Consider the following 23416-nt stretch of genomic DNA (forward strand, 5'->3'; position numbering starts at 1 on the left):
GGCCAAGGCTCTAGTCTCTACTAGACCGCTACTCTACTGAACCGATACTTTAGGCTCTGCCTAGATTCAAGTTGCTTTCCATAACCGGATAACTTTGGGACCGGATAATGCTGTGAATAGTTTAAAGTCACTATTTTCAAGAAAATCCCCAGGCGTGGGTGTTGAGCTCACGCCTGAACGGGTCAATATTGCTCGTCTGCGGAAACAGGGGCAGAAGTTAAAGTTAGAAACCCTTGCTTCTGCTGAGATCGCAGAAGGCATTTTTGAAGAAGGTCAAATTATCGATACGGCCGCTATGGCTGAAGCTATTCGGTCTGCTTTAACGGAAAGCAAACTGAGGGTAAAGCGAGCCACAACTGCTGTGCCTGGTCGGGCAATTACGCGGGTTATCCCGGTGCCAGCTGAGTTAGACGACAATGAGCTGCGTGAGATGGTTCTCAATCAAGAGGCCAGCCTATATCTACCCTTCCCACGGGAAGAGGCAGATGTCGATTATCAAAAGTTAGGTTTCTTTGTGGATGAAGATGGCATCGAGAAAGTGCAGGTGTTGCTAGTAGCCGTTAAGAAGGAAGTTACCGATGCCTATATGGCAACATTCCAACAGGCCGGGCTTAACCTTGACGTGGTTGAAACCAGTAGCTTTGCACTGATTCGTACAATTCGTGAACAGCTGCGACAGTTTACCCCTCAAGAGGCAGCTGCCATTGTTGATATTCAGTTTGAGAGTACAGAAATCTCTATTGTTGTTGACGGAATTCCTCATTTCTCACGGACAGTGCCAATCGGCACCTTCCAGATTCAAAGCGCCCTCAGTCGTGCGATGAACTTACCCCCAACTCGCAATACAGAATTGCTGCAGGGTATGACCGTACCTGCGACACCCATGGATAGTATGGGGGCTCCTCAAATGGCAGGCGGTACCAATCCGGGCACAGCGGCTATGCTCAGGGTCTTGGGAGAACTTTCCGATGAGTTACGTCGCTCTATTGATTTTTATCTAAATCAAGGAGAGGACATGGAAGTTGCACAGCTGCTGCTGGCGGGACCCGGTAGTGCTATTGGTCAATTAGATGAGTTTTTTGCCCAACGATTGAGCTTACCAGCTAGTCCCATTGATCCAATCGAAGCATTATCGCTAGAGGTGGGTGATGAGATTGCTGAAGCTCAGCGCCCTGGGTTGGCAACAGTTCTTGGCTTGGGTTTGCGGGAGGTTTAGGGCATGTACAGTATTGACATCAATTTCTTAAATGATCGCGAGGAACGTCCTGCTCTGGCAACGCAGACAGCTGTTGTACGCCAGCCAACGACCGATCGCACACCCATTGCTATTGGTTTAGGGGTGCTAGTAGCTGCTCTGGCTGGTGTGGGTGGCTTCTTTGGGTTACTTAAGTATCAAGAATCTACCCTACAAAGCGAACAGGCTGAACTAGATGCTCAGCTCGTTGAGCTACAGGCAAAACTTGACCAGGTTGACCAGATTAGGGCAGAAACAGAAGCTGCGCGTGCAGAAAGCGCAGCTTTAGCCGGTGTGTTTACTAAAATTCGGCCCTGGTCTGCGATTGTTAAAGACATCCAAAATCGAATTCCCACCCGCACACGGCTGTCACAGGTCGCCCAAACCGAGGGTGAAGCTGTCCCTGCTGAACCCGGTGGTGAACCAGTACAGCCCGAAGCAGGCGGTATTACCATCAGCGGGACAGCCTGTTCTTTTGATGATGTGAATGATTTTGTTCTTACTCTAAAAAATTCACCCTTTTTGGAGAGTGAGACAGTCAAACTTGATACCTCTAGTCTTGGTCAAGAGGTATTAGGACGTTGTCCAGGTGAGGCTCAGCGCGATGAACCCACACAGCTTGTGCAATACACCATCGGTGGCAACATCAAAAGTGTATCTACTGAACAGTTTGATCGACTGCTCGCTGAACTTGAAAATCAGCAAGCATCTGTAGGTCTTTCCTCCAGGTTAAGAGCCCTTTTAGAGACAGGAGTGCTTGAATAATGACATTAAGCGGAGATTTCATACCAGCTGAAGATGATCTATATGATGAGCCGACAAATCCTGTTGTTTTTGGGCTTGAGCTAACTCCTAGAGTATTAGGAATTCTGGCGGCTCTAGCAGGTATTGGATTGGCCATATTTCTGTTCCAGCGCTTTGTACAACCTGTGCGTCAAAGTAATCAGGAACTTAGAGAAAGTATCGCTGAAAAAGAACAGCAGCTTGCGACTCAAGAACAGCGGCTAGAGGAAATTGCTGATTTAGAAGAGGCTAGGGATGCTGCTTTAGTCCAGCGTCGTAATGTTTATTCCTTATTTGCGGACGAGTCATCTATGGATACCTTGCTGCTGGATATCAATCAGCGAATAAAAAATAGCAATGCCTCAATCGCAGCTAGCCGTAATCAAATCATAGCCCGTGGTATTCCTCCTATTTTAGTTGAAGCCCAGCTGAGGAGTTTTGTCCCTAGTGAAGAGACTGTAATTGAAGACGGCAGTTTGGGTACCGAAGTGGATGGAAAACTCAAACGTCAAACCTACAGTGTTGAATTTTCTGGAGACTTTGCTCAGACTCAGTCAATTTTGTCCAACATCGAGCGTTTAGAGCCTTTGCTGTTGCTGAGAGAGTTTTCGCTGTCAGCAGCAGACACGGTGAATGAGACTGTTCTCAATGCTCAGGGACAAGTGGTACCGCAGCCTAAGGAGCGAATAAATTCCAGCTTTCAGGTGGATGCCCTGATTCCCACTGGTGATCCCAATGCACCACCAGAAATTGTCCAACCATCGGCTCCTGAAGATGAAGACGCTGAGGACGGTTAAAGATCTCCGCTTTCCATGACATAAGGTATGTAGACCCCATCCAAAAATCACGAGATTTTATCCCCCAGGTATAGACGTACGCTAATTAAGATTAAGGAGTGAACTGTGAAACGCTTTTTCAAACTTGGAAGTTTAATTGCTGGCGGAGCGCTGAGCGTCCTCACAGCTCAGTCTGCTGAGGCTGCCGCCACAGCCATTCAGGACGTCGAGCTCAGCACCACTAAAACCGGTATGGAGCTGTTGCTTGCCACCAAAGACGGCGAGACTCCTCAGATCTTTGCTGTCAATCGAGATAATGTTCTGCAGGCGGACATTACCAATGCCCAGTTAGCTCTACCCCGTAGTAAGAGTTACACCAAACAGAACCCGACTCCCACCATTAATTCGATTCAGCTCGAAACCCTTGACAGTAATACGGTCCGTTTGACCATTAAGGGTACTGATAAGGCCCCGGTGGTTAATTTGGAGAAGGTAGCAGGACAGGGCGTACTAGTGAGTCTTGATACTCGTCCGAATGCCATTTCTGAGCCTAGTGAGATTCCAGAGACGATTGAAACGGTGACCGATGAGTCGCTGTTGCCAGCTTATATTGCTCAGGCAGAGACAGATACGCCGGATGTCTTGGTACCTAATCCTGAAGTAATTATTGACGGTGAACCGGTTGTATCTCCCACCCTCAATCCGGCACCGCCGTTCTTGCCACAGGCTGTGCCACCTCCGGTAGGTGACATGGCTGTCTCTGAGATTAACTCTGGCCTGGACGTAATTGATCTAGGTACAGCTGAACGGGTACCTCGTTTAGTTTTGAGGGAAGCGACAGCCCGTGAAGCACTTTCATTACTTGCCCGTGCCGCTGGGTTAAACCTTGCCTTCACTGAGGCGGGTGCAGATGGTGAAGATTCTGCCGCTGCTAATACCAGGGTGACGCTAGATATTGAAGATGAGCCTGTGCAAAACGTATTCAACTACGTTTTGCAGATTTCTGGATTGGAAGCCAATCGGGTAGGTAGAACCATTTTTGTGGGACCCCGGTTACCGCAGGCGGCCCGGAACGTAAACATACGCAGTGTTCGTCTGAATCAGGTTGATGTGGCCACCGCTATCAACTTTTTGGTATTTATGGGGGCTGAGAGTGCGTTTACCGATCAGCAGGAAATCACTGAAGTGGTGGCAACGACTGATGTAGGTGAAGTAGAAGAAGTTGAAAGAACCGAGCTAGAAACAAATGTTGAGGTCCTCCGAGCTGATTATGAGGATTCTCTGCCGTTACTGCGTGGTTTAGAAGTGATTGGCGATGAGCGCACCAGCTCAGTAACGTTGGTGGGCACACCCCGGCAGGTAGAAATTGCGACAGCCCAGCTTGTGCAGTTAGATTTACGCCGTCGTCAAGTGGCTATCAATGTACGAGTGATTGATGTAGATCTCAATGCATCGGAAGAGTTTAGTGCCGGGTTTGGCTTCTTTGATGGTGAGTTAAGCGCTGATGCCCGTGGTGGTGAATTAGATTTTGGTATTGCTAGCCTGACAAACTTTGCTGAGCAATTTATTCTGGACCTTGAGGCTTCAATTGAGAATAATCAGGCCAAAATTATCACCGATCCAACGCTAATTGTTCAGGAAGGACAAGATGCTCTAATTACCTTGGTTGAGCAGGTGGTGAGCAGTATTACCGTCAATTTCACAAATACTGATCCACCGCGAGAAACTCGAACTGTTAACTTTGAAGATGTGGGTCTGAACTTAGCGATTAATGTTGACCGTATCGATGATAATGGCTTTGTAAATATGTCCGTGGCTCCTACCATCTCATCACCGTTAGCCGATTTTAACCTTGATGATGATGGTGGTCTGGTGACACCAATTGCCACCCGAGCGCTTTCATCTGGTCTAATTCGAGTCCGTGATGGCCAAACCTTAGTCTTGTCAGGTATTATCCAAGAGACTGATCGTGTTACCGTTGATAAGGTGCCAATTCTAGGGGATTTACCCATCATTGGCGCGCTTTTTCGCTCTACAAGCAATTCGGATGAGAGACGCGAGCTGATTGTTCTGCTCACGCCTCAGATTTTGGATGACTCTGATGAAAGCGTCTATGGCTATAGCTATACGCCTGGGGAAGATGTGCGAGAGCTATTGGGAGAAGAAGAATAGCTCCTGTTAGTCTCTGTAACAATTTAAAAACCTCTGAAAGGCTCTCTGTTGAAAGGCTTTCAGGGGTTTTTTTGAGCTTTTATGTATATTTTTGAAGAATAGATCCTATGAATTTTCCTAAAAATCGCTGAAATCCATATAAATTCAATGTTTTATAGATCCATATTGGTAAAGGACCCCTTAGAATAGGGCAGAGAAAACATGAGGCCTCAGGGGTTTCAGCGATCTGCTGAGATTTTCCTTATGTTTTTTGACTTGTTTGTCCAAACATGGGCATGGTTCATTCATTGGTTTTAATCTGCGAGGAGACGAAGATGAATAAAGGTGAACTTGTGGACAAGGTGTCTGAAAAGGCCTCTGTTACTAAAAAACAGGCTGATGCAGTCATCTCTGCAGCAATTGAGTCCATTATGGAAGCTGTTGCCAGTGGCGAGAAAGTGACGTTGGTGGGGTTTGGTTCTTTTGAGCCCCGGCATCGTAAGGAGCGAGAGGGTAGAAATCCTAAAACTGGAGATACCATGGTTATCCCGGCTACGACTGTGCCTGCTTTTTCAGCTGGTAAATTGTTTAAAGAAATGGTTGCCAAAAAGTAATCTGGTTGAGCGTAATTAAAACGAGAAGTGTCGCTGCGGCTTTTTCGTATCAGAAGTGAACTTGTCCGAGGTTTTTCACAAGTTTTCTCATGGTATGGCTAGAGGTAGCGGCATTTCTGTTTAAGATATGTGCCGGGTTAAATGTTGTTTAGGCTATAAAGCTATGTAACGAAGTGTCTAAGGGATCAGGATTTTATCAGATCCAAAAATGTTGTCTGCAGAGGCGTTCCATGGAACGCCTGTAGGGCAAAAGATAGGACCTAATTGAATCCTCATTCCTAAGTCTAATGTGGCTCGATTGAGATGAATATGTGCTGGCGAGCTGAGACTGATTATGACTTAGCCATTTTAGGAGGTGATATGAGCAGCCGGGTTGCTGCTTCTGTCGCGGCACAGAGAGGGGCTCGAGTTGCCTTGATTGCGCCAAACTGGCAGATTGTTGATACTACGCACTATGCTTGGCAGGCTCTTTGTCGCTTCGATGTGACCTCAAGGGTGGGTGGGTTTTTGTTAGCTGATTGGGTTAACTATCAATGCGATCGCACCGTACTTTCTCCGGCGAATCTAACCTCTCAGGGCATTGATGTCATTCTTGAACCAGCCAGCTTTACCCAGGAGCTTTGCCTAAACTTAGAGACTCGTTCCTTGAAGGCGAGTCGGTATCTGCTGACCGATGGCTATGGTATTGCAGATTCTCCCGTTGCCGATGGTCTGTTGTGTCACCAGCTAGCACAGCTTGAGCAAATGCCGGAGCATGTTGCTGTAGTTGGGTATGGTGCGACAGCTGTGGAATGGGCCTACGCCCTCAGTCGGAGCGCGACAGTCACACTTGTATTATTGACTCAAACGTTGTTGCCAGCAGCAGATCAGGATATTCAGCGGCTGGTGGCGGCACAGCTTGAAAGTTTAGGAATCAAGATAATCTTTTCTCAAGATCACTCTAAAATCCATGGGATTCGAGCCACCCTCAATGTTGATCAGTGGGTCGTTGTGCCTCGGCCCTATGCTTGCAAAACATTAGCTTTGGAAAATGTGGGCATTACTCCAAAGGTTCCCATTGCTGTCGATCCATATCTGCGAACACGTTGCCCCCAGCTTTATGTCAGCGGCGGCAGTCTGGGTGGGGAAAATCGCCCTGAGCTGACCCAGCAAGAAATGCGGATTGCTTTAGACAATGTTTTATTTGGTCGACGACACATGATGCATTATGAGCGAGCGTTTTATGGGATTCATCTGCTATCTCCAGTTGGGCACTGGGGGTTGACGGAATACCAGGCTAAACAGCGCTATGGTCAGGATGTGCAGATATTTCAGGGCTTTTGTTTACCAGAGGTTGCTGACCATGTTGCTCAGACTAATTTTTGCAAACTGATTACCCTGGGTCAGTGGATTATTGGTGTGCATCTGATGGGAGAAGGAGCCCCTGGTCTGGTGGCCGCTCTGGGGAAAAGGCCTCGGATGCAGCTGTTAAGCCAGTGGATGACGGGTAGTTTTCGGTCAGGTTCTTTGCAGGCGGCTGTCTATCAAGCGATCGCACAATGGCAAAACAGTCGCTGGCGTCCTGGTCAATGGCGACGGGACTGGGCCGAAAACTGGTTTAACTTGCGACGTTCCCTGTAGAGGCGTTCCATGGAACGCCTCTACAGGGTGATGTATTAGACCCTGGCTAAGGTAACCATTTCTGATTGATCCTGATATTTACCCTGACGAGTTTCGTAGCTAATCTGGCAAGGATCGCCTTCTAAAAATAAAAGCTGCACCACCCCTTCATTGGCGTAAATCCGGCAGTCTGCACTGGAGGAATTAGAAAATTCCAGCGTTAAATACCCACGCCAGCCAGCCTCGGCCGGGGTCAAGTTGGCAATAATGCCACAGCGAGCATAAGTGCTCTTGCCGATACAGATGGTAGTGATATTGTCGGGGATAGCAAGGCGCTCCAGGGCCACACCCAAACCGTAGGAATGGGCTGGCAAAATGAAGTAGCTACCGTGGGCATCATTTTGTAGCCGGGTGAGTTCCAGGTTCTCGGGATTAAAATGCTTGGGATCGATTACTGTACCTGGGATGTGGCGAAATATGCGAAATTCTTTGGGCGAGAGCCGAATATCGTAGCCAAAGGAGGATAGACCATAACTAATCACAGGGATGTTTGTCCCATTCAGGTCCATTCGCCGCACTAGTGTAGGCTCGAAGGGGCTAATCATCCCCTCATTGGCCATGGTGTTGATCCAAGCATCATTTTTGATCATTGTTTGCGACTCACGATTCTCCACATTGCAGCATCTATGCGGATGCTTCCAGGGTTGATTACCTATTGTCTAGGGCAAGAACTCACGACGAAATTCAGTGACCTGATCAGCCATCGACAGAATTGAATAGGGCATTTTGGGACCTGTCAAAATGATATCCATTTGAGCGGGACGCTGTTTGAGTAGGTCTATCACCTCAGCTTCTGGAACAAGGCCGTAATCAATGGCCAGGCTAAGTTCGTCCAACATAACTAGACCATATTGATCGGCCTGGACGACTGATTTAACAAAGGTCCACAGCTCACTCACGGCTGGCTGAGCATCGGAGGTGGTTTCAAAAATACAGCCAGAATAGCCACAGCGCACCCAGTCTAAGTTTTGTCCCATGTGGGTCATGTGTTCTGGCCCTTGATCGATGCCCCCCTTGAGAAACTGAGCCACTAGTACCGTCATCCCTTGATCGGCAGAGTGTAATGCTTGCACCATGACATTGGTGAAAAAGCTGCGGTGAACCGATGTGAATACGCGCAGCGAGCCTTCAAGAGCTTGTAAAAATGGATGGCGTCTATTGCTAGCAATGCTAGGGGTAGCATCGGTTGTGGACGCTAGGCGGGATGGACGGCGGGCATTTTGATCTACCCTCAGCTGTTGAACCATAAACGCTATATCTAGTAGCACGTTCTCAGTAGCGCCCTAAATATAGCGCATACCCGGCATGTTTAGGCAGCTGCTTAACATGATGATTTTTGCGTAAACAAAGTGTGGTTGGGGGGCATTAACATCCACAGAAATTATTCTGGCCCACCAATTAATTGAGGGAAAAAGCGGGGGAGGCTAGGGTGACGACTGCAACCAGGGTTAGTGTTGCGATCGCAACTACCACGCTAACCCGGTCTGCTTTGATCCGTTTTTTCATCATCTATACCTGACGAATAGGCCGCTATCGTAGCATACGTCTGAGGATAGCCATGACACAGTCCTGAGCTGCCAAACCAGGCTATGGTCAAGAAGTCGACATGATTTTTAAAAACAAGCCCACCCGATGAAAGCAGTTTTATTTGACCTGGATGGCACCTTAGCCAATACTGATCCGATTCACTTTCAAGTTTGGCAGGACTTGTTAGCTCCTTACGGTATGACCGTTGATCAACAGTTTTATGATCGTTGTATCAGCGGTCGTCTCAACCCAGATATCGTGCAGGATTTGCTACCACAGCTGTCAGTAGCAGAAGGAGAAGCCTTTAGCGCCGATAAAGAAACTAAATTTCGAGAAATGGCCGTCAACCAGCTACAGCGTATGCCGGGGCTGACCGACTTTTTGCACTGCATCCAGCAGCAAGGGTATGCCATGGCATTGGTAACAAACGCCCCTCGCTCCAATGCCGAATTTATGCTTAAAACCCTGGCTTTGAATGGTATTTTTCAGCCAATTATCATTGCTGACGATTTACCTAAGGGTAAACCCGACCCGCTCCCTTATCGAACCGCTTTAGACCACTTAGGGCTGGCCCCAGATGACGCCATTGTGTTTGAAGATTCTCCCACTGGAGTCCGGGCGGCCACAGCGGCAGGTATTGCCACCATTGGGGTAACCTCTACCCACAGCGATGCTACGCTACGTCAGCTAGGGGCACAGTTTACCGTGGCAGACTTTACTGACAGTCGATTACTGTCCTATGTGGTGAATTCAGGGGTAGTTGGCACCTCCTCTCGATCATAATTGAGTCGGGCTAGGGTTTGATAACCGTTTGGGAGAGTCACGGTTGCAAGGAGGCAACTGACCCTTAGATGCTAAATATGGATTAGTTTTAGATTTCCATTATGAGCAACGCCTCTGACCATCCATCCGAGTCCCAAACAGTCCAGGACCGTCTGGCCAGTTTGCGCCAACTGGCCCAGGCATTTCCCAAAGAACAGCGTGAAGATGTGCTGCTCGAACTTGATGATCTCAGTACCGACCTGGCGAATACTGATGGCCCTAGCCTGCAAACCCTTCAGCAGCGACTCAAACGTCTGGCAGCTATTGCCATGATGGCCCGCATGTTTGCCACGAGTAATCAGCAGGCGATTGAAGAGTTTGCCAGTAACTTAGTCGAACTGACCCAGGCCACCAAGATTGAAGTGGAGTAGGCTGGCACACCGCTCAGTAATAATTCCTAGCGGGCGGTGTATAGGTTTGCTCCACCCAAATCTGGGTATCTACGGGGCCATAGTACTGGCGTAAAGAATTTTCTACCCGCTCACCGATGGTATGGGCCATATCTAAAAATTCTGGGTGCACTGCCAGGTAAAGCTCGATCCAGACCTGGCGACCGACCATACCTCGTGATCGAATCCGATTGCAGCGGGTAACGCCTTCTACGCTGGTGACTATTTGGGCAATAGCTTCGGGGGCAATAGCGGTGGGGCGTAGCAGTGTGGGCAGCTGAGTATCTAACACGTGCCAAAAGCTGTGGAGACTGAAGATTAGTAACGCGATCGCAATTAGCGGATCAAGCCAGGTATAGCCACGCCAAATACCGACTAGACCCAACAGCATGGTGATGCTAAGCCAGCCATCTCCCAATACATGCTGAGTTGTGAGTTTAAGGGCCAGGCTACTTAAATAGCGACCTTGATACGACACCAGCAAAGCTAGGGTGAGAGCAATGGCAACCATGGCTGCCATCAGCTGCATCAGTGCTACGGTCACCTCTACCGGAAACGCAGTAGTGGTTTGCATCGCCATGTGAAATTGGCCTAAAGCGACAAGCAAAAGGCTGACGCCAAAGAACCCTAGGACGGCGGCTAAAATCAGGGCTCCACCCGCTTCCCCGCGACCATGGCCCCAGATTTCTCGTCCTAGGGGCCGATGGGGCGATGCGATCGCAATCAAACTTAGGGCTGTACTAAAGACATCAATTAAGGTGTGAAGTGATTCTGCCAACAAGCAGACAGAGTGGCTAACCCAACCAGCGATGACCTCGATTGTCAAAATCACTAGATTCGCCCAAAGCATCATCAGCAATAGGCGATAGCACGTTTGCCGTTGTTGCTCAGCATCTATGACCATGGATACCCACCACCAACCTGTTGAGCATATTGGAACCATGCCCACATCCAGAAGGAGCGCCGTTTACTGCAATAAACCCTGGGTTTCAATTTGAATGTGGTTGAGAGGATGTTTGTAAAAGTGACATTCAGCCCTGAATGACACTCCTTGTCCCTCAAATTTGAAGGAATCCCTAGCTTTAGAGGATTTAGGAGACCAGCCAGTACATTTGATTTGTCATACAGCCTCTTAGCAATGCTTTATCCCCTGCTAAGGGACCATAGCATGGGGAGCAGAGTGTCATCAAAACCGATCACACCCACGAGTAATATACGGATTTAATCAGCAGATAGAGAAAATAATCATTAGAGCTGAAAGAAAAGCCTAATGTCCCAACCATCAGCCAGGTCAGATTAGGTCAAAACCCCGCCTATCTTTTGCCCAATCGGTCCAAAGCAGTTCTCAATAAACACAATTATCAGGTTCAGCAGGTCTGTCCTGTTCAATTGCCCTGTTTGATCACCTATATCAGCCGCAAGTGTTTCTGAAACGGACACTTGTGACATCGCTAATCCTAAAGCCAAGGCTGCTACTCATAGCATACCAGTGTCAGCGCAAAAACTTTTAAAAGCAGAAAGGGTACCGACGACTGGCCGTGTTTCGTCTCGGTACCCTCACTGGTTCGCTCCTCACACACATCCATAAATTTAGGACATATTGCCGAATTTGTCATCCCCCCTGCCAGATTTTCATGTTTACAGAGCTTAAAACTGCTCAGTTAGCGAGTATCCAAGCTTCTGATTGAGCGTCTGTAACAGCACAATTTGAATCGGTTCCAACCAATAATTGACGGCCTGTGCTTCCGGTGACAGTCTAACTAAACCAATACACTTTTCTAATGCCATCACCAGCTGCTGCGTTTGCTGTAGTAGCTGGGGCCGCTTGCTCTGGTGCCAGCTATCGCAAATGTCCAGCAAGCAATGGATCAGGTGATGGATTGGTTGGAATGGCATCAGAAAGTTGGCTTGATAGGCCTGGGGCGATATCGTTGATGCCACATCTATTGGATGGCATCGCTGCCAGCGGCAACATAGCTCATACCCGGACTGGAGCTGCCAGAGTTGCTCTGAGGCAATTGGGTACGGGGGCACCTGTGGGGTGCAAGAGACTGGCCACTGACACAACTGTTGCTGCCATTGCCAAATCCCTGCTTCAGAAATCATAAACTCCAACCAATTGTGCTCGGTCTGGCGAATGCTTGACCATATGGGCTGTGGTGTTTGTTCCTGTAATCGTGACAGCAGTATTGCGGCAATATCATCGGCCGGTTGCTGCCAAATTTTTTCCAACTTCCGTGGAATTGCAGAAATATATGTAACTGTTTTGTTACAGTTAATTTTTTTTAAGGGAATATTCTGATGACAAATCTGTGTGGTTTTACCGATGCTTAATAAAACTGCTGAATATCTAAGGGGAGTATGAAGGTTTGACCTAGGTATATCTTGATTAGTGGGATTAAGAACTTCAATCGAGGAAGCTAGATTAGACTGCAATGTCCGTTTTAACGAAAACCATGTCATATTTGTATTGACTAGCTAAAGGAATAAACTGAGAGCTGTTCTGTCATTTTTTAGCTTTAGCGAATATTTAAGATTGAATTTCAATGCTCTACTTCAATAAAAGCTGAAGTAAATATAAAGAAGCCAATTTTAGGGTGCCAACCAAATTGCTCGTTTGTATTAATGTACTTGGCGTATTTGTTTCGTATACTGATCGTGGTTTTACGGTTGACAAGTACGACGGCTCCTTGGTAAGCGGCATAGGGCTTTAACTTACTTCTTTTTAATTTGCATAAGTAATTGTTTTCAGGGCGTATCGCTAACTGGAGTTTTCTTAAATCGAAGGCTTTCCAGAATGTTTGTTTTGTCTACGAACTCTATGGCTTGACACTAGGTAAATGACACTATCTGAATTATCGACAACTTCCAGCACCTTCCCCATGTCCTCATCTATCCCATCAGATGACGCTCGGCCATTTCATGTATGGCAACGTATTCTGGATTGGGCCCAAGAGCACTATCGATGCCGCACCTTTAGCAAAGATGAACGAATTCCGACTCGTCCGGGATTGCTTTATTTAGTTCAACAAGGTGCTGTGCGTTTGGTGGGGAGCGCCCAGGTCAGCGCCACCCTAAAGCAGCAGAAGAGTGCGTCTGCAAGGGTGCCGTTAGTCGCTGCTGAAGAAGCCTTTCTAGGGTTTGTTGGTGCAGGGCAACCATTTGAAATCGTAGCGCAGCCGCCCTTTACCTTACAAAGCTTTTCCCATGTAGATCAGACAACCATTGTCTGGCTTTATTGGAATGATTTGGATACGTGGCCTCACTTCCGGCGTGAGGTACTCGATGCGTTCCGCCGTCAGCATCAGCGTAAGTTGCTTTGGTTAAGTACCTTGGGGCAGCGCCGTACCATTGATCGGCTATTGGGTTTTCTAACTTTGCTGGTGGATGAATATGGTGAGCCTTGTGAAAATGGCTACTATCTTCCTTTTCCCTTAACCCATGCTCAAATTGGTAGCGCCATTGGGTCAACTCGGGTAACCGTAACCCGACTCATGGGTAAACTACGGCAGCGGGGATTGATTCAGAGCCATGGTGAGAATCTCATCAGTATTCCCTTTGGTGCTAGCTTAAAGCAGCAGGGCTAGGGAGAGTTGCTCCTTTCTTTCTTTGGTTTAATTAAAAATTTAGGGTTTGTTCGGCTGGGCTCAAGCTAGCGTAGCTGGGCAAATCCTATTTCATTTAAGGCTGTCTGTCCTTCTGCAGATAAAAGCAGCTCTGCATAGAGTCGACCAATTGGGGCGGCGGTATTGGCGACTATATAAATTTGGCGCGTTAAAGGATAATCCCCTGAGGCAAATCCTTGTAGGTTTGGTTGGTTGCGCTGATTGGGGCAATTGCCCAGGTCAATATAGGGTGGCTGATAGGAAGGTTGCTGATCGATAGAAATTGGTTTGACTGTACATTGACCAATAACTTCTGGTGCTGATGCAAAATAAACAGCGCCGGGTGTATCAGCGGTAAGACGGAGTGCTTCGGTTGTGCTGTTACTCCGTTGAATATTTGGGGCCAGAGCTTCTCCGTCGAGTACGCTTTGGCGAAAAAACATGACGGTGCCGCCTGTATCATCGCGGGAAATCGGCATGATCGGCAGGTCTGGACCGTCTAGCTGTTGCCAATTATTGACACGTCCGATGTAGATATCTCGGAGGTTGGTCTGACTTAAATTGGTCAGTGGTAGCTCTGTATGGAGAACGACAGCTACCCCTTCAATTGCTACAGGAATTTCTTGTAATGTGATGCCCTGTTGCCGGGCTTGTTGCTTTTCGGCTTGAGTCAGGGGGCGAGATGTTTGAGCAAAATCGAGTTCGCCATCAATGAGCATTTGAATGCCGATAGATGACCCTGGGGCTTGATTGACTGGCTCTTTGTAGAGCAGTTGTAATCCTGGTAACGCTTGCTCGATCTTCGGGTCGATTGCGCCTCGAATCGATGCCCAGGTGGTACTGCCACCGTAGGTGAATTGTCCGGTGGGAACATCAATATCTGTAAACTTTGCGGCTGATGAAATGGCTGATAGCTGAGAAGTGTCGAGTAGTCTTTTTTGTCTAATCCACCAGCCTCCTCCAGTTGTTAGAACCACTAGTAGGGCAATGCCCAACATCCACTGGGGACGTAGTGCTCTTGGTTTGGCTGGTGGCAACGTTGCCGCGTTTGATATAGGTGTGGGCGGAATGGTGGTTGCAGGTGGTGGGGATGGCGGTTTGGGTTGAGGAGTTTTAGGGATTAAGACCGTTAGGGCTTCTTGCGCTCTGCTGTATCGATCTTTGGGACTGGTGCTCAGTAACTTGTCGAGGACGAGGGCCAGGTTTTTATCCTTGAGCGTGACATGCTTTTGCCAGAGCCATTGGTTACTGTAGCTGTCAAACAGTTCTGCTGTTTCTTTTCCGGTCAATAAAACAATGCAGGTGACGGCCAGTGAATAGAGGTCGGAAGCTGGAAATACTTGACCACCGGTAACCTGTTCTGGCGGTGCATAGCCCGTGGTATAGATGCCGGTCGAGCGGGTTGATGATGTGGCTCCAGTGACCTGTTTAACTGCGCCAAAGTCCAACAGATACAGCTGATTATCAACCGTTTTCATGATATTGGAGGGCTTAATATCGCGGTGAATAGCGCCGTTACTGTGGACAAATTCTAAGACCTTGAGGGTAGAGATTAACGTTGCCTTGACAGCTCCCTCCGGTAGAGAGCCTCGTCGCTCTAAAATTTGCTCAAGGTCTTCCCCATCGATAAACTCTTGAACCAGGTAAAAGTATTCTTCGTCGTTGCCCGATGAGGGGGATTTCACAACGATGGGGAAATAGGCATAGAGATCGGGAATTTGCGGATGTTGATTGCCCAGGCGTTCTAAGACTTCGGCCTCACGTGCAAAGAGTTTTTGGGCGATCTGTAGTTGCTGCTGGTTGAGTTGGGCTGAGGGTTGAAAGAGTTTGACGACGCAGGGACGTAGAGTAGGGGTGTCGCGATCGCACGCATAATAGGCTGTCCCAAATCCTCCCTGCCCCAGAAGCCGCTGCGGCAAATAGCGCCCCCTCAAAATCAGCGGCATGCCACAGTTAGTACAAAACAGCTGGGAAGCTGTTTGAATCGAATCCTTTAGATCAGGATGAAAATTAACTGGCCGAGAACATCCAGGCCGGGTGCAGTGTAATTGCATGGAGCAACAACGTGACGACGCATTAAATTGGTACGCCTAAAAATAAATTGGCAATGCCCAAGAACATCCTACCCATAGCTTAACTATTCTCTTCTATGGGAGCTTGTTCAGCTTGCTTTTCGTCTATGGGTTTGCCGTTGCCGCTGGATTTAAGGGGCGATGTCTGATTGCCGCCATTCTTTTTGCGATCGGGCCGATGGTCAAAATCAATCTCTCGATTCGTAAACTGGGGCAAAATTTCCTTAGTAAATGCTCCAGCTGCCGTTGAACGATAGCGATTGGGATTAAAAATGACCGATAGGGTGCGTTTGACCACAACTGAATCGATTTTGGCCCGGTGTAATACTCCCATTTGCAACTCTTTCTCAATAGCTGAGATTGAGACAAAAGCCACTCCCAAACCAGACTGAACTGCGTTTTTGATAGCTTCGATCGAATTGAGTTCCATCTCGACACGCAAACGGCGCGTTTCAATGCCACAGCGCGTTAAAACCTGATCAATCACCTTACGAATGGTGGATTGGGAGTCCAGGGAAATAAATTTAAGTTTGTAGAGATCTTCGCGCTGAATTGCCTGGCTGCTGGCCAACGGGTGAAATACCGGCATAATCAAAGCCAGTTCATCTTCCGCGTAGGGAATGATTTCCAAAGAATCCTGAAGTTCTGGGGGAACTTCACCCCCAATGATGGCTAAATCGATCTGGCCATTGCCCACGCTCCAGGATGTCCGACGGGTCGAGTGGACATGGAGCTGCACCGCAACATCGGGATATCGCTGACGAAATAACCCGATCATCCTGGGTAGCAGATAGGTACCTGTGGTCTGGCTGGCTCCTACGATCAAGGTTCCGCCCTGTAGCTTTTGCAGATCCTCAATGGCGCGACAGGTTTCTTGGCAGAGGCTGAGGATGCGATCGCCATATTCCAGCAGCAAATAGCCAGCTTCTGTTAGCTGCGCCCGCCGTCCACCGCGATCAAATAGCGGTACATCCAACTGGCGCTCTAAATTTTGTACCTGTAGACTCACCGCAGGTTGAGATACGTAGAGACTATCGGCAGCTCGCTTAAAACTGCCTTCTGCCGCAATCGCCTTAAGAATGCGCAGTTGATCTAACGTAAACGGGAGGTCAGACATAACGGTTAAGGTGTCAACGCCGGTACTTCAAGAAAATCCGTGGCACGATCATTAGAAGTGGATGGCAGCAGTACTTCGTAATATTTAACAGATAAAGCAACAGAGATGGCTGCTTAGCACACTAGAGTCTACAGGATACGTAGATCATTCATTCCTCATGAGGGGAGAATAACTCAAAACGTTAACTAAAGTATTTGTTTGTGAGGAAATGTTTTAAAGCTTCTCTGTTTACTGATTGCCTTTATTCATATTCCATCTGCACCTAATCTTGCTGATATGCAGTGTCAATTAATTCAAAACTTTCTAAACCTGCCCGGTATTATTGGATTTAGTTTGATGCCCTTGAATGATCCATCTGGTCATGCCTACAGCGTTGGATTTCCCCAGGGGAATGGCCCGGATCAGCAGCCGCTATTGTTGCAAGGAATTCAGCAAATTATCAAAACAACGCCCACATCGCTTGAATTTTGCATGTTTCAATTTGGTTCCTATCAGGTGGAACTGCATAAGGTAGAAAGCGGGGCAGTGTTACTGGTTTTTAGTGAAGGCCTCCTTTCCAGTCAATATTCCAAGTCGGTCAGTGAGTTGATGCAGTTTATTAAAGCTGATTACTCAGCTCTAGTAGAAAGCATACGGTCTATTGGTGTTGAGGATGTGGTGCGTGCCTCGACATTTTCTACTTCCATGCAGACCGCCAGTCTAGCCGATGTTGTCGCTGCTATGAATAGTCTTAGCCATGTCACGAGCCGATACTTAGGACCACAGCTGGTAGCTAATCATTGGCGGACTCATCAATCACAGGACACTCGCTGGCTAAAGAAATTTCGCATCTCTGTAGACGGCACTATTAGTGTCATTGATATGGACCAACAGCTATCACCAGAACAGCTGGCAGCCATTCGCCTGTGGACTCAACAGTTTCATCAGCGATGTACCCGGATTATTCGCGACTACGACGTATTGGTTGAGCAAACACTGCCAGCACAGCATTGGCAGTTGTTGTTTGGAGGGTAGCATTTATGGTGAAAACAGTTCGCTTAGAACCGATTGCCCAGGAAAGTGCCGTTGAAACCAATGGCAATCTATTGTCGGTTTTGCTGCATCAGGAATTGACCGTCTTAAAGGAATGTGGCGGGCGCGGTATGTGTGCCACCTGTCATATCTATGTCAATGACGGTATGGGGGAACTGACGCCCATTAGCCGACGAGAGCAGCGCACTCTGGCGATTATTACATCCTGTCGCGCTAACTCTCGACTTGCCTGTCAGGCCAGGGTGAAGGGCAATGGTGTGGTGGTGGAGCTGCCACCAGGCATGTATGTTAATTCCATCAAAGATGTTGAGTCTCTCATCGGTCGGCGGGCAGTGCAGGACCTATTGCATCCTTTAACCGGTGCGGTGCTTGTGGAGCAAGGAAAGCTGATTACCCGGTCGATGCTGCGTCAAATTGAAGATAGTAAGGACCTTAACTTAAACGCCTATTTCAAACACAGTACCTAGAAAGACGATGCTCTAGCTCAGTGTCACTGATCCATGCAGTGGCCTCGGCTACCCTAGTTAATGATCAGAAGGCAAAGCTGTAACAATCTCTTTACACTTGAAGTCTTCAAGGTCTTTTCTGAGAATACACTCTAATATTTTTATTAAGAGATTTAGTATCCTATTGAGCTTTCTGGTTAAGCATGAACCTTTAGTATGTATTCAACCAAGGCTCTCCAGGGCTAATTAACGTTTAGTATGGCTGCTTGCTTTGAATATTGATGGCTGTTGATAAGTCTAAGAAGCTTAACCCCCGTCAACAACAGGTGATGCGTGCAACCGTACGTCATTATGTCTCGACAGCGGAGCCTGTAGGGTCAAAAGCGTTGCTGGAAGCCTATGGCCTCAAGGTTAGTGCGGCAACGGTTCGGAATGTGATGGGGGCGCTGGAACGTTCTGGTTTTTTATATCAGCCCCATACATCAGCGGGACGGGTGCCTTCTGATTCTGGCTATCGTCTTTATGTGGATGAGTTAATTAAGCCTTCTAGACCAACGGCGCAGCGTATTGATCGACTTCTGGCTCAACAGCTTGACTGGCAGGGTTGGAGTATTGAAGCTTTGCTCCAGGAGGCGGCACAGATATTGGCCCACCTCAGTGGCTATGTGGCATTGGTAACGATGCCCAAGTTGGAGAACATGGTGGTTAAGCATTTACAGCTGGTACCCATTTCGGCTGAGCAAGTGCTATTGGTCGTGGTGCTTGATAGCTATGGCACCGAGTCCATGGTTGTGCGTTTGCCTAGAGGGACTACAGGGGTGGGGATTGCTCAGGATAATGAGGCTCTTGATCGCGAGCTACAAATTTTGTCTAATTTTTTGACCGCGCAGCTGCGCGGTCGTCAGCTATCTGAAATCTCTAGTTTGGACTGGGATGAAGTTGATACCGCAGAGCATCATGTGGTGGCGCTCTGTCAGGCTATTGATGATTTGAGCCAGCGTAAGCGTCAGCCCCAGACCCATATCTTGGTAACGGGTGTAGCGGATGTGTTAAATCAACCAGAGTTTTCGGAGCAAAGCCAGCTGCGTAATTTGGTTGCTTTGTTGGCTGATGGTCGAGAACAGCTGTGGCCTCTGATGTGTGCAGATGATAGCCATCCACTGAAAATTTGGATCGGAGAGGAAAATCCGCTAGAGCCGATGCAGGGCTGTGCACTGATTTCAGCTGCTTACAACCGTGACTCCCGTCCCCTTGGCAGTGTGGGGGTGATGGGACCGACACGCATGCTCTATGAAAATACGATCGCAGCGGTTGAAGCGACGTCCAGCTATTTATCGGAAATCATGTCGGGCTTGGATGTGAGCCAATAGGCGGCGATAATGCCACTGATCAGTCCGAACAGGTGGCTTTCCCAGGAAATGCCGGGTTGTGTCGGCAAAATTCCCCAAAACATAGCGCCATAGGTGACCAGGATAAAAAGGGATATTGCGATCGCACCCATGGTCCGCTCATAATAGCCACGACCTAACAAAAATCCCAAATAACCAAATATCAGACCGCTGGCTCCAATATGAACCGAGCCTCCCCGACCCACTAACCAGGTGGCGGCTCCGCTGAGAAGAGTAATCATTACCGTAGCCATTATCCATGTGCCAATAGAACGCAGCATCACCCACCAGCTCAGGGTCAGCATGGGGATGGTATTGGCTATCAAATGATTAAATCCACCGTGAAGCAATGGGGCTAAAAGAATTCCCCACAGACCACCTAGGGAACGGGGACGAATACCGTATCGATCGAGGCGACCCCCGAACACCAAAAAATCTATAATTTCAATAAGCCATAGGGTAACCAAAACGATACCCAATAGCTGAAATCGGGCTGTCGTTGCAGATTTTAGCTCTGACAATAAAGGACGCTCAGATGACATATGTGTGAGATGGCATGGGCTTAAGATGTGGGCAGCCTATACGTCTATAGGCGTATATAAGCTGCTAGCTATAGGTTAAGCCAACTATCATGAAGTTGCCTGTTCTCGTCCTTTAAGATTGCATCCCTACCAGATTGCATTCCTACCACTTATCTCACGTTTGGTTCCCCTTCACCTCATTGACATAACAACGTGATCATTTCAGAACTGCTTGCAGTGCTTGCGATTTCGGCAGCTACCGGTCTCCGGTTAGCTCTACCACTGCTACTAATTGGCCTATTTTCGGGTGATCAGCTGTGGTCAGCGGTACCTATTTTGGCGGATATTCCTCAGGTTTTAGTGATTACGGTTTTAGTCATTTGGTCGCTGCTGGAGCTGACGATTTCAAAGGATCGTGTTAGTCGTCGCTTTTTGCAAAGTGCAGAGCTTTTTATTAGCCCTTTTGTCGGTACGATTGCTGGAGTTGCGATCGCACGTCTAGCCGACATCAGTGAAAGCCTCATTCTGGTACTGCTGGCTTCGACTGGCGGTGTTTTGGCCTTGGTGATTCAAATGGTGCAAGTGGGATGGCTATATCGTTTCAACAGCCCCCCTATATGGGTGATCTTTTTGGAAGACGCCCTGTGTGTTTGCCTAGTATTCTTTGCCTTTGATGCACCAGAGCAAGGCGGATTAATTGCCCTATTTTTGCTCTGGCTCGCAATTCGTAGCTCAGCCATATGGCGAGAATGGCAACAGAAACGATGAAATTCAATTAATTATTAGGTAGGGTGGCCAACCTTCACTCTACGGCGTTTGTAAACTACATCAGACCAGCTATGTGCAATGGTCCATGACCGCTGACCATTTCTAACAGCAATGCCAGAAAGCCCACCATAGCCAGACGTCCATTCCAAACTTCGGCAAAAGGTGTGAGACCCCACGCAGACTTGTCTTGGGGGTAAATCCGTACCTGCTTCTGCAGCTGGGCAGCATCAGAGAACAGCTTACGGGGAGACTCCAATGCCTTCACCACCATGTTGCCCATGTCTTCGATAAACACAGGGTAGGTATTCAGGGCAGGCACCCGATGGAAGCCTTTAATTCCAGCTTCCTCAGCCAGTTCACGATACTCAATATCGATTTCCTGCAGAGTTTCAATGTGTTCAGAGACAAAGCTAATGGGGACAACCACAAGGTCTTCAACCCCTTTCTCGGCCAAGTCTTCAATGGCATCTTCAGTGTAGGGCTGTAGCCACTCTACTGGACCGACGCGGCTCTGATAGGCCAGAGTAAAAATATTGGGGCGGCCAACCGCCTTCATAATCAGATCAACGCAGTGCTCCATCTCACGCTGATAAGGGTCCCCTGCTTCCTCGACGTAGCTGACGGGGACACCGTGGGCACTAAAGAAGATATGACCGTTGTCAGGATTAGGTAATTTGTCTAGCTCCTGAGTAATCAGATCAGCCATGGCACGGACATAACCAGGACTGTTGTACCAGGAGGGAATTAGCGTGTAGTTAACCTTTTGCAGTGACGGATCATCTTGCCAAAGCTTTTCTAGCAGACGAAAACTAGAACCACTGGTGCTAATGGAAAACTGAGGGTACAGGGGCAAAATCACTAGATCCTCAATGCCATCCTGCTTGATCTGAGCAACCGCCTCTTCCGTAAAGGGATACCAGTAGCGCATGCCAATGTAAATTTTGACATCGCGACCCAGTTTTTGCAGATATTCCTTGAGAGCGTCCCCTTGCTCCTCAGTAATGCGTCGCAGCGGTGAACCGCCGCCAATCTCCTTATAATTATCCTGGGATTTGCTAGCCCGACTAGTGGAAATTAACCAGGCTAGGGGCTTTTGCAACCAGGGAAACGGGAGTCGGATAATCTCTGGGTCAGCAAACAGGTTGAACAGAAAAGGACGTACATCCTCTAGCTGTTCAGGACCCCCAAGATTAAGCAATAAGACTCCAGTACGACCCATGACAGCGCGCTTACCTTTATGAACGAAGTTTTAATCATCTTTGACTTATCGTAACAACTAACTCCTCCATAGACATATCTGATTTGCAGAAGTTGAGAATATTTTTCATTTAGTATGGCTGAGGTATCTGGATCACATTCGTTAGATAAAGCGTTAACCCAAGTTAATCAGCGGTTAAAGGCAGCAAAGTTAGGCTTACAGATTGAACGACGGGGTGAGCGGCTCAATCTACGCGGTACGCTCCCGCCTCGTCCTGGTAGTGCCCGGCTACGCTCCTATCAACAGCGGGTTCCGCTAAAACTGCCAGCTACTAAGGCGGGACTCAAGCAGTGTGAGCAGATGGCTAAAATTATTGCTGCTCAACTATTACAAGCCAATTTTGACTGGCGTGACTACCTGGGGCCTGTTGCCGGACTGCGAATGGCAGGTGCTGATTTATCAGCGCAGATTGATGCATTTGAACGTCATTTTTTTGAAACGCGTCGTTCAGAATCGTCTGCGGCTTCTCTCCAAACTACCTGGGAGAAAGCCTATATTCCCTACCTGCGTAAATTGCATATGACGGCGACACGTCACAGTGAACTGAGTTTGCCGGAGGCTATTTACACAACCGTACAAAGCACCAAAGCCAATTCCCGTAGTCGCCAAATCTGCTGTACTGCTCTAGCGGCCTTAGCTGAGTTTCTCAATTTAGAGCTGCCTACGGAGCTGAAATCCTTTTGGGGTAACTATGGCAATAGTCAAACCCAGCTGCGAGACCTGCCGTCTGACGAGCAAATTGTTGAAGTCTACGACAGTATAAAAAATCCCCGTTGGCAGTATGTCTACGGCATGATGGCTACCTATGGGTTACGTAACCATGAGGTGTTTTTTTGTGATCGCACCCCCAATGCCGAAATCATTGTTCGCGAAACAACTAAAACCGGTCGCCACGAAGTTTGGCCGTTTTATCCCGAATGGGTAGACCGTTTTAACCTTGGTAATGGTGAACTCCCCAAAATCAATACCGATCTCAATACCACCACACTGCAGCGGGTTGGTCAGCAAGTAACCACCCAATTTCGCCGCTACAAAATTCCATTTTCACCCTACGACCTTCGCCATGCCTGGGCTATACGCACCATACTTATGAGACTCCCCGATGCCGTCGCCGCCAGAATGATGGGCCACTCGGTGCAGGTCCACAATCGGACCTATCACCGTTGGATGACCCATCGAGATCAGCAGGCTGCGGTGCAGACAGCGTTAGCAAAAAATCAAATAAAAGCACCTATGTAGGGGTGTCGTAATTGT

22 protein-coding genes are annotated in these 23416 nt (G+C 48.2%); 14 read left to right on the top strand and 8 right to left on the bottom strand.

Translation table 11 applies throughout. From position 1 onward, the window contains the following. The first annotated feature begins 112 nt into the window (after positions 1 to 112). The 6 genes from pilM (at position 113) to N836_RS61540 (ending at position 7178) form a co-directional block, all read left to right on the top strand. On the top strand, positions 113 to 1216 hold the full coding sequence (pilM, locus tag N836_RS61515; protein ID WP_031293555.1) for a type IV pilus assembly protein PilM: 1104 nt from the start codon (positions 113 to 115) through the stop codon (positions 1214 to 1216). Between the two features lie 3 nt (positions 1217 to 1219). Further along, positions 1220 to 1999, top strand: coding sequence for a PilN domain-containing protein (locus tag N836_RS61520; RefSeq protein WP_023074782.1), 780 nt, complete (start codon positions 1220 to 1222; stop codon positions 1997 to 1999). Beyond that, positions 1999 to 2814 (top strand): type II secretion system protein M, encoded by an 816-nt coding sequence (locus N836_RS61525; protein ID WP_023074783.1) that lies wholly within the window; start codon positions 1999 to 2001, stop codon positions 2812 to 2814. The genes N836_RS61520 and N836_RS61525 overlap by 1 nt, the downstream gene beginning before the upstream one ends. Positions 2815 to 2919: 105 nt before the next feature. Continuing rightward, entirely contained in the window at positions 2920 to 4965 is a 2046-nt protein-coding gene (locus tag N836_RS61530) for an AMIN domain-containing protein (protein WP_023074784.1), read from the top strand. Positions 4966 to 5240: 275 nt separating this feature from the next. Continuing rightward, positions 5241 to 5558: an HU family DNA-binding protein gene (locus N836_RS61535; protein ID WP_161635011.1), complete on the top strand. Its 318-nt coding sequence runs from the start codon at positions 5241 to 5243 to the stop codon at positions 5556 to 5558. Positions 5559 to 5867: 309 nt separating this feature from the next. Then, positions 5868 to 7178 carry an FAD-dependent oxidoreductase gene (locus N836_RS61540; RefSeq protein ID WP_023074786.1) on the top strand — a complete coding sequence of 437 codons (1311 nt, stop codon included), beginning with the start codon at positions 5868 to 5870 and terminating at the stop codon, positions 7176 to 7178. A gap of 35 nt (positions 7179 to 7213) precedes the next feature. Here N836_RS61540 and dcd read toward each other — a convergent pair whose 3' ends face one another. Together dcd and N836_RS61550 are read right to left on the bottom strand one after the other, a co-directional pair. Further along, a complete protein-coding gene (gene dcd / locus N836_RS61545) occupies positions 7214 to 7807 on the bottom strand; it encodes a dCTP deaminase (RefSeq protein ID WP_023074787.1) in 594 nt (197 codons plus the stop codon). A gap of 69 nt (positions 7808 to 7876) precedes the next feature. Next, positions 7877 to 8464, bottom strand: a complete 588-nt coding sequence (locus N836_RS61550) for a cob(I)yrinic acid a,c-diamide adenosyltransferase (protein ID WP_023074788.1) — start codon at positions 8462 to 8464, stop codon at positions 7877 to 7879. Positions 8465 to 8849: 385 nt separating this feature from the next. On the opposite strand from N836_RS61550, the gene N836_RS61555 reads away from it, so the two are divergent. Together N836_RS61555 and N836_RS61560 are read left to right on the top strand one after the other, a co-directional pair. Beyond that, complete coding sequence (locus N836_RS61555; RefSeq protein ID WP_023074789.1) at positions 8850 to 9527, top strand: HAD family hydrolase; 678 nt, start codon at positions 8850 to 8852, stop codon at positions 9525 to 9527. A gap of 101 nt (positions 9528 to 9628) precedes the next feature. Continuing rightward, positions 9629 to 9937 (top strand): hypothetical protein, encoded by a 309-nt coding sequence (locus N836_RS61560; RefSeq protein WP_023074790.1) that lies wholly within the window; start codon positions 9629 to 9631, stop codon positions 9935 to 9937. A gap of 13 nt (positions 9938 to 9950) precedes the next feature. Here N836_RS61560 and N836_RS61565 read toward each other — a convergent pair whose 3' ends face one another. Together N836_RS61565 and N836_RS61570 are read right to left on the bottom strand one after the other, a co-directional pair. Further along, positions 9951 to 10859: a cation diffusion facilitator family transporter gene (locus tag N836_RS61565; protein ID WP_023074791.1), complete on the bottom strand. Its 909-nt coding sequence runs from the start codon at positions 10857 to 10859 to the stop codon at positions 9951 to 9953. A gap of 743 nt (positions 10860 to 11602) precedes the next feature. Next, positions 11603 to 12187: a hypothetical protein gene (locus N836_RS61570; RefSeq protein WP_152532229.1), complete on the bottom strand. Its 585-nt coding sequence runs from the start codon at positions 12185 to 12187 to the stop codon at positions 11603 to 11605. A 650-nt stretch (positions 12188 to 12837) separates the two neighbouring features. On the opposite strand from N836_RS61570, the gene N836_RS61575 reads away from it, so the two are divergent. Beyond that, on the top strand, positions 12838 to 13542 hold the full coding sequence (locus N836_RS61575; RefSeq protein ID WP_023074794.1) for a Crp/Fnr family transcriptional regulator: 705 nt from the start codon (positions 12838 to 12840) through the stop codon (positions 13540 to 13542). A gap of 65 nt (positions 13543 to 13607) precedes the next feature. Here N836_RS61575 and N836_RS73675 read toward each other — a convergent pair whose 3' ends face one another. Together N836_RS73675 and N836_RS61585 are read right to left on the bottom strand one after the other, a co-directional pair. After that, entirely contained in the window at positions 13608 to 15614 is a 2007-nt protein-coding gene (locus N836_RS73675; protein WP_023074795.1) for a protein kinase domain-containing protein, read from the bottom strand. Between the two features lie 79 nt (positions 15615 to 15693). Next, positions 15694 to 16749, bottom strand: a complete 1056-nt coding sequence (locus tag N836_RS61585) for a LysR family transcriptional regulator (protein WP_023074796.1) — start codon at positions 16747 to 16749, stop codon at positions 15694 to 15696. Positions 16750 to 17025: 276 nt separating this feature from the next. On the opposite strand from N836_RS61585, the gene N836_RS61590 reads away from it, so the two are divergent. From N836_RS61590 to hrcA, 3 genes are all read left to right on the top strand, one after another. Further along, the gene (locus N836_RS61590) at positions 17026 to 17763 is read left to right on the top strand and encodes a hypothetical protein (RefSeq protein WP_023074797.1); all 738 of its coding nucleotides are present in this window, start codon (positions 17026 to 17028) and stop codon (positions 17761 to 17763) included. 5 nt (positions 17764 to 17768) lie between these two features. Next, a complete protein-coding gene (locus N836_RS61595) occupies positions 17769 to 18248 on the top strand; it encodes a 2Fe-2S iron-sulfur cluster-binding protein (protein ID WP_023074798.1) in 480 nt (159 codons plus the stop codon). A gap of 260 nt (positions 18249 to 18508) precedes the next feature. Then, positions 18509 to 19597: a heat-inducible transcriptional repressor HrcA gene (gene hrcA, locus N836_RS61600; RefSeq protein WP_023074799.1), complete on the top strand. Its 1089-nt coding sequence runs from the start codon at positions 18509 to 18511 to the stop codon at positions 19595 to 19597. Here the strand turns inward: hrcA and N836_RS61605 are convergent. Continuing rightward, complete coding sequence (locus tag N836_RS61605; protein WP_023074800.1) at positions 19555 to 20157, bottom strand: rhomboid family intramembrane serine protease; 603 nt, start codon at positions 20155 to 20157, stop codon at positions 19555 to 19557. The genes hrcA and N836_RS61605 overlap by 43 nt on opposite strands. Positions 20158 to 20349: 192 nt before the next feature. Here N836_RS61605 and N836_RS61610 point away from each other — a divergent pair, with 192 nt between their 5' ends. Further along, on the top strand, positions 20350 to 20904 hold the full coding sequence (locus N836_RS61610; RefSeq protein ID WP_023074801.1) for a DUF4126 domain-containing protein: 555 nt from the start codon (positions 20350 to 20352) through the stop codon (positions 20902 to 20904). A gap of 55 nt (positions 20905 to 20959) precedes the next feature. On the opposite strand, the gene hemH is transcribed toward N836_RS61610, so the two are convergent. Further along, a complete protein-coding gene (gene hemH, locus N836_RS61615) occupies positions 20960 to 22123 on the bottom strand; it encodes a ferrochelatase (RefSeq protein WP_023074802.1) in 1164 nt (387 codons plus the stop codon). Between the two features lie 114 nt (positions 22124 to 22237). Here hemH and N836_RS61620 point away from each other — a divergent pair, with 114 nt between their 5' ends. After that, complete coding sequence (locus N836_RS61620; RefSeq protein WP_023074803.1) at positions 22238 to 23401, top strand: site-specific integrase; 1164 nt, start codon at positions 22238 to 22240, stop codon at positions 23399 to 23401. Positions 23402 to 23416 lie beyond the last annotated feature (15 nt).

Origin of the sequence: Leptolyngbya sp. Heron Island J (genome assembly GCF_000482245.1) — a bacterium.
Taxonomy (GTDB): Bacteria; Cyanobacteriota; Cyanobacteriia; order Phormidesmidales; family Phormidesmidaceae; genus Leptothoe.